Genomic DNA, 12,878 nt, shown 5'->3' with positions numbered 1-12,878 from the left:
GGCGCAATCAGCGCCTTACCTCTTAAATATCACTCCGGGGCACAAAATCGCGCCCGAATCATCAGGCCAGCGCCGCAGCGCTAACCTCCTTCGCCACGCGCTCCGTAGCATCCGGAATCGCGGCCGCACGCGCACGTCCGGCCATAGTCAATAAGGTTGCGCGGTCCCAACCTGCCAGGGTTTCCGCTACCGCATCTACCGTGAACTGCGGCTGTTCCAGGATCTTCGCCGCTCCCGCTTTTTCAAGCGGCAGCGCATTCCAGTATTGCTGGCGATCTTTGTGCTGGAAGGGGACAAACAGCGCCGGTACGCCAGCGGCCGCGATCTCACTGACCGTCAGGGCGCCAGAGCGGCAGACCACCACATCGGCCCATCCCCAGGCCTGAGCCATATCGTCAATAAACTCCGCAATCTGGTGTTGGGGCTGACCCGCCTCAGCATAGGCCCGCTCCACTTCCTGCTGCGCGCCCTTACCAGTCTGATGCCAGATAGTCACGCTCTCGCCCAGCCGTGCCGCCACCTGCGGCATTGTCTGGTTCAGAATGCGCGCCCCCTGAGAGCCGCCAATCACCAGAATCCGTACCGGACCTTCGCGATCCGCGAAGCGTACTTCGGGGGCAGGCAGCGCTAATACATCGCTGCGTACCGGGTTACCAACCACTTCCGCATTGGGAAAAGCGCCCGGAAATGCCTGCATCACCGTACGGGCAATCTTCGCCAACCACTTGTTGGTGAGGCCGGCAATGCCGTTCTGTTCATGCAGCACCACCGGAATGCCCAGCGACCAGGCAGCCAGACCGCCAGGGCCAGAAACATAACCGCCCATACCCAGCACCACATCCGGCTTAAAGTGCTTCATAATGGCCCGCGCCTGACGCCAGGCGTTAAAAATACGCAGCGGCGCCAGCAGTTGAGCCTTCAGCCCTTTGCCGCGCAGCCCGGAAATACGGATAAAATCGATCTCAATACCATGTTTCGGTACCAGGTCCGCTTCCATTCGGTCCGCAGTGCCCAGCCAGCGAATCTCCCAGCCCTGGGAATGTAAATGGTGCGCGACTGCCAGGCCCGGAAATACGTGCCCGCCAGTACCACCCGCCATCACCATTAACCGCTTCGTCATCGCGTAGCACCTCTTGTCACCGCCTGGCCTTTGGCCAACCGGGTTTCATAATCAATTCGCAGCAGCATCATAATGGCCGTCGACATGATCAGCAGACTCGAACCACCGTAACTGATCAGCGGCAGGGTCAACCCTTTGGTCGGTAGCATACCGGCCGCGGCACCCACGTTGACCAGCGCCTGGAAGCTAAACCAGATGCCGATAGAGCAGGCCAGGAAGCCAGCGAAACGCTGGTTCATATCCAGCGCTTTGCGCCCTATCGACATAGCGCGAAAGGCCACGAAGAATACCATCAAAAGCGCCAGCACCACACCGATATATCCCAGCTCCTCACCGATGATGGAGAAGATAAAGTCGGTGTGCGCTTCGGGCAGATACTCCAGTTTCTGAACCGAGTTCCCCAGCCCCTGTCCCCAGAATTCGCCGCGCCCGAAAGCCATCAGCGACTGGGTCAGCTGGTAACCGCTGCCGAAGGGATCTTCCCAGGGGTTCCAGAAGGAGGTCACACGCCGCATACGGTAGGGTTCCGCCAGGATCAGCAGGACCACCGCCGCAATCCCCATACCGATAATGGCCAGGAACTGCCACAGCTTGGCGCCTGCCAGAAACAGCATGGCCAGCGTGGTCACAAACAGCACCACCACGGTACCGAGGTCCGGCTGTGCCAGCAGCAGCACCGCCATCACCAGAATCACGCCCATCGGCTTCAGGAAGCCGCGCAGGTTGTTACGCACCTCGTCAACCTTACGCACCAGGTAGTTCGCCAGGTAACAGAACAGAGACAGCTTGGTAAACTCCGCGGGCTGAATACGCAGCGGCCCCAGCGAGATCCAGCGCGAGGCCCCGTTAACCGAGCTCCCCACCACCAGCACGATCAACAACATCGCGATCGAGGCCAGCAGCATCACGGCGCTGTAGCGCTGCCAGAACGCCATTGGCAGACGCAGCGTCACCATCGCCAGCAGAAAAGCCAGCAGCAGGTAGATAGCATCACGCTTGGCGAACAGGAAAGGATCGTCCGCCAGACGCTGTCCCACGGGCATTGAGGCCGAAGTCACCATAATGAAGCCGATAGCCGCCAGCCCGAAGGTCAACCACAGCAGCACGCGATCGTAGAGCACCATGCTGTTGTCGTCCGCTTCGCGGGAGCCCATCACCCAGCCCCTGAGCGCGGTAAAGAGCCATGCCAGCAACGCGCCAATAGCGCCGCCGCCCGGTATATGTGGCATACGCGGCATTCTCAGGCGCGGGAGAGAGAGTCGCATCAGCCTAACTCCTTCGCCAGTTGCGTGAAGCAGTCTCCACGCTGTTCAAAATTTTTAAACTGATCGAGACTGGCGCAGGCTGGTGACAGCAGCACTGTATCGCCGGGGCGAACCCTTGGAGCGATCAGGCGCATTGCCTGCTCCATGGTTTCGGTCTGCTCCGCAATCTCCGGGCGCAGCGCCGCCAGCTCGCCGCCATCGCGGCCAAAGCAGTAGAGACGGATACGGTCGCCCTGCAGAAAACGGTTCAGCGGCGCGAAATCCGCCGATTTTCCGTCTCCGCCCACCAGTAGATGCAAGGTGCCGGTTACCCGCAGGCCGCTCAGGGCCGCCTCAGTACTGCCCACATTGGTCGCCTTCGAATCATTAATCCAGCACACATCGTTATGATTGAGCACCAGTTGGAAGCGGTGCGGCAGCCCCCCGAAGGTCGTCAGCGCCAGCAAGCTGCTGGACCGGGGCAACGCTACCGCATCCGCCAGCGCCAGCGCCGCCAGCGCGTTGGTATAGTTATGCTGCCCGACAAGCTGCATCTCATTGACGTTCAACACTTTTTCGCCACGCGCCCGCAGCCAGGTGTCGCCCTGCTGGTGATTAAGGTGATAATCCCCCACGTCCACCCCAAAGCTGATGCAGCGCTCATCGGCGCCGCGCACCGGCATGGTCAGGGCATCGTCAGCGTTAACGACGCAGACGTCCGCGTTTTCATAGATACGCAGCTTGGCGCCACGATACTGCTGCAAACCAAGCGGATATCTGTCCATATGATCTTCGGTCACATTCAGTACCGTGGCCGCCGCCGCTTTCAGGCTGGATGTGGTTTCCAGCTGGAAGCTGGATAGCTCCAGCACGTAGAGCTCGCGCTCGGCATCCAGCAGCATCAGCGCCGGTAAACCGATATTGCCGCCCACGCCGACGTTAACGCCGGCGGCTTCCGCCATTTCACCCACCATGCGGGTGACGGTACTTTTACCGTTAGAGCCGGTGATAGCGACAATAGGGGCCTGCGCCTCACGGCAGAACAGTTCGATATCGCCGACGATCTCGACACCGGCATCGGCAGCGGCAACCAGTGCTGGCGTTGCCAACGCAATACCCGGGCTGGCAACAATCAGATCCGCTTCCAGTAACCAGACTTCATTCAGACCACCCAGGTGACGTTCGATTTCCGGCGCCAGCTTGTCCAGTCCGCCGGGCGAAGTACGGGTATCCATAACGCGCGGCGTAACGCCGCGCGCCCGGAAAAAGTCCACGCAGGAGAGCCCGGTCAGGCCCAGGCCGATAATGACTACCTTTTTCCCCTGGTAATCCGCCATCGTTAACGTACCTTCAGCGTCGCCAGCCCAATCAGGACCAGCATCAGTGAAATAATCCAGAACCGCACGATAACTCGCGGCTCCGGCCAGCCTTTCAGCTCATAGTGGTGATGGATAGGCGCCATCCGGAAAATGCGCTGACCGCGTAGCTTAAAGGAGCCTACCTGCAGAATGACCGACAGCGTCTCCACCACGAAGACTCCACCCATAATGACCAGCAGAAATTCCTGACGCAGCAGCACCGCAATCACGCCCAGCGCACCGCCCAGTGCCAGCGAGCCCACATCGCCCATAAAGACCTGCGCCGGATAGGTGTTAAACCACAAGAAACCCAGCCCCGCGCCAACAATGGCCGTACAGACAATCACCAGTTCCCCCGCGTGACGCAGATAGGGAATGTGCAGATAACCGGCGAAGTTCATGTTCCCGGTGGCCCAGGCCACCAGCGCAAAGCCTGCGGCAACCAGTACCGTCGGCATTATCGCCAAACCATCCAGACCGTCCGTCAGGTTTACCGCATTCCCGGTACCGACAATCACAAAGTAGGCCAGCAGAATGTAGAAAATCCCCAACTGGGGCATCACATCTTTAAAGAACGGCACCACCAGTTCGGTGGCAGGGGTTCCTTTGCCGGTAATATAGAGAACGAAAGCCACCACCAGCGCGATGGCGGACATCCAGAAATATTTCCAGCGGGCCACCAGCCCTTTGGTGTCTTTACGCACGACTTTGCGGTAATCATCCACGAAGCCCACAATGCCATACCCCACCAGCACGAACAGCACGCACCAGACGTAGGGGTTGGAAGGATAGGCCCACATCAGTACGGAGATCACAATCGACGTCAGGATCATAAGCCCGCCCATGGTCGGGGTCCCGCGTTTGCTGAAGTGGGACTCCGGACCGTCGTTACGGACCACCTGACCGAAAGAGAGCTCCTGCAGGCGAGCGATCAGTCGCGGCCCCATCCACAGAGAGATAAACAGCGCTGTCAGCAGGCTGAGAATGGCCCTGAACGTCAGGTATGAAAAGACGTTGAAGCCAGAATAAAATTGGACCAGATGTTCGGCCAGCCAGACTAACATGTCCCCTTCTCCTGTATTGCTTGCACCACCTGTTCCATGGCAGCGCTACGTGAACCTTTCACTAAAATTGTTACCGCGGCATTTCCGGCCAGCAGCGTTTTCAGACGCGCTACCAGAGCCTGTTTATCATTAAAATGTTCGCCCACACCGCTCGCATGGCTCAGCGCCTGACTCAGAACGCCTACGCTCAACACCTTATCGATTCCCGCAGCACGAGCCGCATCGCCCACCTGACGGTGGCACGCCTGTGCTTCGCTTCCTAACTCGCCCATATCGCCCACCACCAGTACGCGCTGACCCGGCATTTCCGCCAGAACCTGCACCGCAGCAGTCATTGAGCCCACATTGGCGTTATAGCTATCGTCCAGCAGCAGTTGATTTTCTGAAAGAACAATCGGGAACAGGCGTCCGGGAACCGCTTTCAACTGCGCCAGCCCCTGCTGTACGGCCTGGGGCGCGGCGCCAACCGCCATCGCCAGCGCCGTCGCTGCCAGCGCGTTAGCAATGTTATGGCGACCCGGCAGCGGCAGTGTCACCTCAAAGGTTCCATCGGGGGTATTCAGCATAAAGTGAGTGCCATCAGCGCGAATCCGCACGTCGCTGGCGCTGAAATCACAGCCCGCCGCGTCGGGAGAAAAGCGCCAGGTGCGGCGATTGCCAATGATCCCGCGCCAGTTTTCCAGATCGTTGCTGTCAGCGTTGATAATCGCCGTTCCTTCAGAAGAAAGACCTTCAAAGATCTCCCCCTTCGCCTTCGCGACACCTGCCAGCGAGCCGAAACCCTCCAGATGCGCCGCCGCCAGGTTATTGACCAGCGCCGCTTCCGGCCGCGTCAGGCTGGTGGTCCAGGCGATTTCACCCTGATGGTTCGCCCCCAGCTCAATCACCGCGTATTGATGTTCCGGCGCCAGACGCAGCAGCGTCATCGGCACGCCGATATCATTGTTCAGATTGCCCTCGGTATAGAGAGTGTTGCCGCACTGGCGCAGAATCGCCGCAGTCATCTCTTTTACCGAGGTTTTGCCGGAAGAACCGGTCAGGGCCACAATCCGGGTCGGTACCTGCTGGCGCACCCAGGCGGCCAGCAGCCCGAAGGCGTGGCGGGTATCTTCAACCACCACCTGCGGCGCCTTAACGGCAAGCTCGCGGCTCACCAATAGCGCACCCGCGCCGCTTTCCAACGCCCGGTCGACAAAATCGTGGGCGTCGAAACGCTCGCCCTTCAACGCGACAAACAGACAGCCCGGCGTGACTTTACGCGTGTCGGTAGTCACCGCCTCGATGACACCATCGGCGCCGACCAGACGACCATTAACCGCCTGCGCCAGCTGGCTCAGTGACAGGCTAATCATGCCACCACCCCCAGCAGTCGCGCGACGGTGACGCGATCCGAATAGTCCAGACGGCGATTGCCAACGACCTGATAGTCTTCGTGTCCTTTCCCGGCCACCAACACCACATCGTCGGCTCCTGCCTGCATAATGGCGTTAGTCACCGCTTCGGCACGCCCCGCCACCACTCGGGCAAGCCCGGCATCGGTCATACCGGCCAGGATATCCTCTACGATGGCCCGCGGCTCTTCGGTACGCGGGTTATCATCTGTTACCACCACCCGGTCTGCGAACTCTTCAGCCACGGCGCCCATCAAAGGACGTTTACCTTTGTCGCGATCGCCACCGCAGCCAAAGACGCACCATAGCTGGCCTTTACAGTGCAGACGCGCCGCTTCCAGCGCTTTTTCCAGCGCATCCGGCGTGTGCGCATAGTCCACCACCACGGTCGGTTTACCGGGCGCCGCGAAAACTTCCATGCGACCACACACCGGTTGCAGTCGTGCGGAGCTCTCCGTCAGTTTCTCCAGCGGATAGCCCAGCGCCAGTAGCGTCGCCAGTGCCAGCAACAGGTTGCTGACGTTAAAAGCCCCCATCAGACGACTTTCGATTTCGCCCTCGCCCCAGCTCGAACTGAAGCGGATGGTAGCGCCGCTGTCGTGGTAATCGACGCCGGTTGCTTTCAACCAGCGGCCATGACCGTTCGGGTTAACCCGGTCTTCCATCGAGACCGCTACCGCGTCCGGCAGTTGTTCCAGCCAGCGCTGACCGGTTTCATCATCGGCGTTGATAATCGCCTGACCGTAGTGATGGTTGGAGAAGAGCTGCCATTTGGCTTCTTCGTAATGCGCCATATCACCGTGATAGTCGAGGTGATCGCGGCTCAGGTTGGTGAAGACAGCGGCCGCAAAATGCAACGCGGCAACGCGATGCTGTACCAGGCCGTGAGAAGACACTTCCATCGCAGCCAGGGTCGCGCCCTGACTTTTCAGACCAGCCAGTACCTGCTGCACATCTACCGCTGAACCGGTGGTATTTTCGGTCGGCGCCACGTGGCCGAGCAGCCCGTTACCTACCGTCCCCATTACCGCGCTGGTTTCCCCCATCAACTGCGCCCACTGAGCCAACAGCTGCGTGGTGGTGGTTTTACCGTTGGTTCCGGTGACTCCGACCAGACGTAAATGGTGCGACGGGGAGCCATAAAAGCGATCCGCCAGCGCGGACAGGCGCTGATTAAGCTGGCTCAGCCAGATAACGGGTACGCCGTGAACTTCGCGCACCTCACCGTCGGCGGCTTCGCCTTCCGCTTCCGCCACGACAGCGGCAACGCCCTGCGCTATCGCCTGCGGAATGAAACGACGTCCGTCAGCCTGATGACCTTTTACCGCGACAAAGAGATCCCCCGACGCCGCCACGCGGCTATCGAGCGTCATCTCCCGAAGCGTTCGCTCCGGCGCCTGCGGCGCCCAGGGAGCCACCAGGTCATGCAAATTACGATCTGCCACCCGTTTTCCCACCTTCATTAATCACAAATTCGTTTTTATCGCCCGTCGGCAGCGCATCCGGCTCGACGTTCATGGTACGCAATACACCGCCCATGATGGCGCCAAATACCGGAGCCGAAACGGCGCCACCGTAATATTTACCCGCCTGCGGATCGTTAATGACCACCACCAGCGCAAAACGTGGGTTGCTGGCAGGGGCTACGCCCGCGGTGTAAGCAATATATTTGTTGATATAGCGTCCATCAGGACCCACCTTCTTGGCAGTACCGGTCTTGATGGCGATTCGGTACCCCTTAATTGCCGCCTTCACCCCGCCGCCGCCAGGCAGCGCCACGCTCTCCATCATATGAACCACCGTACGTACGATGGATTCCGGAAAAACGCGCTCGCCAGGAACCGGCGGATCGACCTTAGTGATAGACAGGGGACGATACACCCCGTAGCTACCGATTGTTGCGTAGACTCGCGCTAACTGTAACGGCGTTACCATCAGCCCGTAGCCGAAAGAGAAGGTGGCCCTCTCTAAGTCAGACCACCGTTGTTTTTTTGGATATAAGCCACTGCGTTCTCCGACCAACCCCAAATTGGTCGCCTTTCCCAGTCCGAAGCGTGAGTAAGTATCTACTAACGCCGAGGACGGCATCGCTAACGCCAGCTTGGAAACGCCGACGTTACTCGACTTCTGCAGAATTCCGGTGACGGTCAGCTCGCTGTAGCGCGCCACGTCCCGAATTTCATGTCCGCTAATCCGGTAGGGAACGGTGTTTAACACGCTGTTTTCCCGTACCACACCGCGCTGTAGCGCAGTCATTACCACCATGGGCTTCACCGTGGAGCCCGGTTCAAACACGTCTGTGATGGTGCGGTTACGCATCACATCCTTCGGCGTTCCCGCCAGATTATTCGGGTTGTACGACGGACTGTTCGCCATCGCCAGAATCTCGCCGGTGTGAACGTCCACTAACACCGCACTGCCCGATTCCGCTTTGTTGAACGCTACGGCGTTGTTCAGTTCGCGATACACCAGCGCCTGCAGGCGTTCATCGATACTCAGCGCCAGGTTATGGGCCGCCTGACTGTCGGTAGAGGAGATATCCTCGATCACCCGTCCATAGCGATCCTTACGCACGATGCGCTCACCGGGTTGCCCCGTCAGCCACTTATCAAAACTCTTCTCAACGCCTTCGATCCCTTCACTGTCGACGTTGGTAAAACCGATAATCTGCGCCGTTACTGCCCCGGCAGGATAGTAACGACGAGACTCTTTACGCAGATGAATGCCCGGCAACTTGAGCTTTTTAATGTAATCGCTGATATCCGGATTCACCTGACGCGCCAGATAGATAAAGCGCCCCTTAGGGTTAGCGTTTACTCGCTTCGCTACCTGATCCAGCGGCATCTTCAGCGCATCCGCCAGCGCCTGCCAGCGGTTGTCGAGGGTAATTCCCCCAGCGGCATGCAGCTCTTTCGGGTCAGCCCAGACGGCGCTCACCGGTACCGAGACCGCCAGCGGACGTCCGCCACGGTCGGTAATCATGCCGCGCGAGGTGGAAACCTCCTGAACGCGCAGTGAACGCATATCCCCCTGACGAACCAGCATGTCGGGATTAATTATCTGTAACCAGGCCACGCGTCCCAACAGAAACGCCAGTGCTAACAGAATGCAGCCGCACAGCAACGCAAAACGCCAACTGATAAAGTTGGCCTGATCGTCCTGACGCTTCGGTTTTTGCGATCTCGTCGCGGCTCTCATTGGTTACCTGGTTCCTTAGACTTCATCAAAAACATCTACTTCTGCACCACGATATTTTCCTGCGCCGGATCCACATGCTGCATATGCAGTTTCTCCGTGGCCGTACGCTCCACCCGGCTGTGATCGCCAAGTGCATTCTCTTCCAGAATCAGGTTGCGCCATTCGATATCCAGCGCGTCGCGCTCCAGTACCAGTTGCTCGCGCTGGGCGGTAAGCAGGCGGGTATGGTGCGCGGTGGTGACCACAAAAATGGCAGTGACGATAATGGCAATGAAAAGACAGAGTGGCAGCTTCCCATATCGCAACAGGTCGCTTCCGATTACGCCAGGCAAAGCATGACGCTCGTTGCTTCCGATCGACCCGGTTACTTTGCTCAGGGCCTCTGTCACTCTGCTAATCATGCGTTCGTCCTCTCTGCAATACGCAGAACTGAACTCCGGGCTCGAGGGTTGTCCGCCACTTCTTCTGCACCCGGCATCATTTTTCCTATTATTTTCAGCTGGCGACCGCCCAATTGGTTAAGCTGCGCTTCCGTCATCGGGATCCCCGCCGGCACCTGAGGCCCACGACTGTATTCACGCATAAAGCGCTTCACCAGCCGATCTTCCAGCGAGTGGAAACTGATAATGGAAAGCCGCCCTCCCGGGGCAAGTACGTCCAGCGAGCCTTTTAGCGCCAGCTCTACCTCCTCCAGTTCACTGTTTACCCAGATGCGCACCGCCTGGAAGGTACGGGTCGCGGGGTGTTTATGCTTGTCTTTGACCGGGGTAGCTGCCGCCACCACTTCCGCCAGCTCGCGGGTCCGGGTCATTGGCTGCTCCCGATTACGTTCCACGATGGCGCGGGCGATGCGTTTTGCGAAACGCTCCTCGCCCCAGGTTTTCAGTACCCGTGCGATCTCATCCTCTTCGGCATCCATCAGCCATTCGGCGGCCGAACGACCACGGCTGGGATCCATTCGCATATCCAGCGGGCCATCGCGCATGAACGAGAATCCACGTTCAGGGTCGTCGAGCTGGGGGGAAGAGACCCCAAGGTCAAGCAGAATGCCGTCGATACGACCGACTAGCGAGCGCTCGCGCATATAATCGCCAAGCGCAGAAAAAGGTCCATGAATGATGGAAAAACGCGGATCGTCGATGGCCTGCGCGGCGGCAATTGCCTGAGGATCGCGATCGATAGCCAACAGACGTCCTTCCGGCCCCAGACGGGACAGGATCAGACGGGAATGACCACCGCGACCAAAAGTGCCATCAATGTAGATACCGTCACGACGCGGGTTAAGACCCTCTACGGCTTCGTCGAGCAGTACCGTGGTATGTTTATAATTTTCCATCATTTTTTATAGTGACAAGTCCTGCAGCCGCTCCGACAATTCGCTCGCGGAGGATTGCTCAGCGTCAATATCTTCCGTGACCTGTTGATGCCAGGTCGCCTCGTCCCACAGCTCAAACTTATTAAACTGTCCGACCAGCATCACTTCTTTGGAAAGCCCGGCGTGCTGTCTGAGCACTGGCGCGACCAACAGGCGCCCCGCACTGTCCATCTGACACTCGCTGGCATGACCCAACAGCAGTCGCTGTACGCGGCGTTCCGCGGGGTTCATGCTCGATAAACGCGACAACTTTTGTTCAATAATCTCCCACTCGGGAAGTGGATAAAGCAGCAGGCAGGGGTGATGGATATCAATGGTGCAAACCATTTGACCCATCGCGGTTTCGATCAGCTTTTCCCGGTAACGGGTAGGAACGGAAAGCCGCCCCTTGCTGTCGAGATTGACTAACGTTGCCCCACGGAACATGCCAGTCTCACCCTCTCCTCACCCTTTTCACCACTTTATCCCACAAATTCCCACATGAAGAAGTTTACGGAGCGGAGGAAAAGCTTGTCAAGCCAACACCCATATATAAGAAAGTAAAAAAAGGTCACTGACAGGGGATTAACAGCCTGAGAGAAAACCGCGATTCGGGCGAGACAAAATTAACGCGCTGAATATTTGTAGAAAAATGACTAACAGACATGCAAATCGTAAAAAAGGCTGAAGACATCCTGAAAAAAATATTACGTGCTAAGTTTGCGACGCGGGCGGCATTTTAAGGCAATTCACCAGGCAAGAACAGCGCCAGATGGCGTCTGTACGCTGGCGACAGGCAAGAGGAAGAAAAACAATCAGAATATTTGCTGTTTTTTCGCTCCGTTCCGGAAGGTGAATGTAACAAAATCATTCCGGGCTATTAAAAAATTGACACCGGGGGGAGGAAAAAGTCTTAGTTAAAAAAATGGGTCAGAAAACGCTGTCTGTTTTTAACGCCATATGACGAGAATAGTCTCAATTATCAGGCAGCCGAAGCTGCCATTTCAATTAAGCGCGACTCAAGTTACCCCGGCGCCAAAGATTTCGACGTATTCTGGTTAAACCGGCCTGTGGCTTACGCGGTTCATCAAGGCTTGCCAGCACCAGCTCCAGTACCTGCTCAGCCACTTCGCGGTGGCGCTGGGCCACGGCAAGCACCGGACACTGCAGGAAGTCCAGCAGCTCATTGTCACCAAAGGTCGCGATAGCCAGTTCAGACGGCAGCCGCCCTTCACGACGCAGCGTGACATCCATTACCCCCTGCAGCAGGGCAAACGAGGTGGTGAACAGCGCCTGAGGCATGGGATTGTTATCCAGCCACTGGCCAAAGCTGCGCGCAGCCGCCTCGCGTTCATAGCTGTCGGCGTATAGGAACTGCACTTCACGCGGATCGTCCCGCCAGGCATCGCGAAAGCCTTTTTCACGCAGGAAGCTAACCGACAGTTCCGGCAATGCCCCCAGATAAAGCACGTTTTCGGCCGGAAACTGGCGCAGCTCCGCTGCCAGCATGCCGGCATCTTCTTCATCCGCCCCTACGACGCTGGTGAAGTGTTCGGGATCCAGTGCACGGTCCAGAGCAATGATGGGGAACTTACCGCTGGCCCAGCGTTGGTAGAAAGGATGCTCCGGCGGTAGAGAGGTGGAAACGATAATGGCATCGACCTGACGCTGTAGCAGATGCTCCACACAGCGCATTTCATTATCCGGCTGATCCTCGGAACAGGCGATAAGCAGCTGATAACCGCGCTGGCGCGCCTGACGCTCCAGATAGTTGGCGATACGGGTATAGCTGGTGTTTTCCAGATCGGGAATCACCAGACCAATGGAGCGCGTTCTGCCAGCCCGCAGCCCTGCGGCGACGGCATTGGGATGGTAGTTATGTTCTCTCACCACAGCCATCACTTTTTCTACGGTCTTATCGCTGACACGATACTGCTTTGCCTTGCCATTAATGACGTAGCTCGCCGTAGTGCGGGAAACCCCCGCCAGACGCGCAATTTCATCCAGTTTCACTATTGCCCCTTATAATCGTTAAGCCGTAGCCTCAGCCCTGCAGCCCACTTTCGCACCACTGGCGCGAAGACCCCGAGGTTACATCTTTTAACATCTAAGCGCAGAATAATAACCGGAGCAACCGCTTTTAAATCAG

Annotated in this window: 11 protein-coding genes; all 11 read right to left on the bottom strand. The window is 58.1% G+C overall.

The annotated features are described in order from the left end of the window. Positions 1-61: 61 nt before the first annotated feature. Positions 62-1,120 (bottom strand): undecaprenyldiphospho-muramoylpentapeptide beta-N-acetylglucosaminyltransferase, encoded by a 1,059-nt coding sequence (gene murG / locus SCU88_RS04125; protein WP_175340299.1) that lies wholly within the window; start codon positions 1,118-1,120, stop codon positions 62-64. Next, positions 1,117-2,385, bottom strand: a complete 1,269-nt coding sequence (ftsW, locus tag SCU88_RS04120; protein WP_138095745.1) for a cell division protein FtsW — start codon at positions 2,383-2,385, stop codon at positions 1,117-1,119. Before ftsW ends, murG begins: the two co-directional genes overlap by 4 nt. Then, positions 2,385-3,701 (bottom strand): UDP-N-acetylmuramoyl-L-alanine--D-glutamate ligase, encoded by a 1,317-nt coding sequence (gene murD, locus SCU88_RS04115; RefSeq protein WP_138095744.1) that lies wholly within the window; start codon positions 3,699-3,701, stop codon positions 2,385-2,387. Before murD ends, ftsW begins: the two co-directional genes overlap by 1 nt. A gap of 2 nt (positions 3,702-3,703) precedes the next feature. Beyond that, positions 3,704-4,786, bottom strand: a complete 1,083-nt coding sequence (gene mraY, locus SCU88_RS04110; RefSeq protein WP_138095743.1) for a phospho-N-acetylmuramoyl-pentapeptide-transferase — start codon at positions 4,784-4,786, stop codon at positions 3,704-3,706. Continuing rightward, positions 4,780-6,138, bottom strand: coding sequence for a UDP-N-acetylmuramoyl-tripeptide--D-alanyl-D-alanine ligase (gene murF / locus SCU88_RS04105; RefSeq protein WP_175340300.1), 1,359 nt, complete (start codon positions 6,136-6,138; stop codon positions 4,780-4,782). Before murF ends, mraY begins: the two co-directional genes overlap by 7 nt. Then, entirely contained in the window at positions 6,135-7,622 is a 1,488-nt protein-coding gene (gene murE, locus SCU88_RS04100; protein ID WP_175340301.1) for a UDP-N-acetylmuramoyl-L-alanyl-D-glutamate--2,6-diaminopimelate ligase, read from the bottom strand. The genes murF and murE overlap by 4 nt, the downstream gene beginning before the upstream one ends. Then, entirely contained in the window at positions 7,609-9,375 is a 1,767-nt protein-coding gene (locus SCU88_RS04095) for a peptidoglycan glycosyltransferase FtsI (RefSeq protein ID WP_138095740.1), read from the bottom strand. The genes murE and SCU88_RS04095 overlap by 14 nt, the downstream gene beginning before the upstream one ends. Before the next feature lie 35 nt (positions 9,376-9,410). Further along, complete coding sequence (gene ftsL / locus SCU88_RS04090) at positions 9,411-9,776, bottom strand: cell division protein FtsL (protein WP_138095739.1); 366 nt, start codon at positions 9,774-9,776, stop codon at positions 9,411-9,413. Further along, entirely contained in the window at positions 9,773-10,714 is a 942-nt protein-coding gene (rsmH, locus tag SCU88_RS04085) for a 16S rRNA (cytosine(1402)-N(4))-methyltransferase RsmH (protein ID WP_175340302.1), read from the bottom strand. Before rsmH ends, ftsL begins: the two co-directional genes overlap by 4 nt. 3 nt (positions 10,715-10,717) lie before the next feature. Then, positions 10,718-11,176: a division/cell wall cluster transcriptional repressor MraZ gene (gene mraZ, locus SCU88_RS04080; protein WP_175340303.1), complete on the bottom strand. Its 459-nt coding sequence runs from the start codon at positions 11,174-11,176 to the stop codon at positions 10,718-10,720. 561 nt (positions 11,177-11,737) lie between these two features. Continuing rightward, positions 11,738-12,742, bottom strand: coding sequence for a catabolite repressor/activator (cra, locus tag SCU88_RS04075; protein WP_175340304.1), 1,005 nt, complete (start codon positions 12,740-12,742; stop codon positions 11,738-11,740). Positions 12,743-12,878: the final 136 nt, after the last annotated feature.

Origin of the sequence: Jejuibacter sp. L23, assembly GCF_050815825.1 — a bacterium.
In the GTDB taxonomy this organism is placed as follows: domain Bacteria; phylum Pseudomonadota; class Gammaproteobacteria; order Enterobacterales; family Enterobacteriaceae; genus Jejubacter; species Jejubacter calystegiae.
This window is presented reverse-complemented; position numbering and strand designations above follow the sequence as displayed.

Coding starts and splice junctions, on each gene's coding strand:
- ftsL (WP_138095739.1), bottom strand. CDS start 9,776: ATGATTAGCAGAGTGACAGAGGCCCTGAGCAAAGTAACCGGGTCGATC.
- murG (WP_175340299.1), bottom strand. CDS start 1,120: ATGACGAAGCGGTTAATGGTGATGGCGGGTGGTACTGGCGGGCACGTA.
- mraY (WP_138095743.1), bottom strand. CDS start 4,786: ATGTTAGTCTGGCTGGCCGAACATCTGGTCCAATTTTATTCTGGCTTC.
- rsmH (WP_175340302.1), bottom strand. CDS start 10,714: ATGATGGAAAATTATAAACATACCACGGTACTGCTCGACGAAGCCGTA.
- mraZ (WP_175340303.1), bottom strand. CDS start 11,176: ATGTTCCGTGGGGCAACGTTAGTCAATCTCGACAGCAAGGGGCGGCTT.
- murD (WP_138095744.1), bottom strand. CDS start 3,701: ATGGCGGATTACCAGGGGAAAAAGGTAGTCATTATCGGCCTGGGCCTG.
- murF (WP_175340300.1), bottom strand. CDS start 6,138: ATGATTAGCCTGTCACTGAGCCAGCTGGCGCAGGCGGTTAATGGTCGT.
- ftsW (WP_138095745.1), bottom strand. CDS start 2,385: ATGCGACTCTCTCTCCCGCGCCTGAGAATGCCGCGTATGCCACATATA.
- SCU88_RS04095 (WP_138095740.1), bottom strand. CDS start 9,375: ATGAGAGCCGCGACGAGATCGCAAAAACCGAAGCGTCAGGACGATCAG.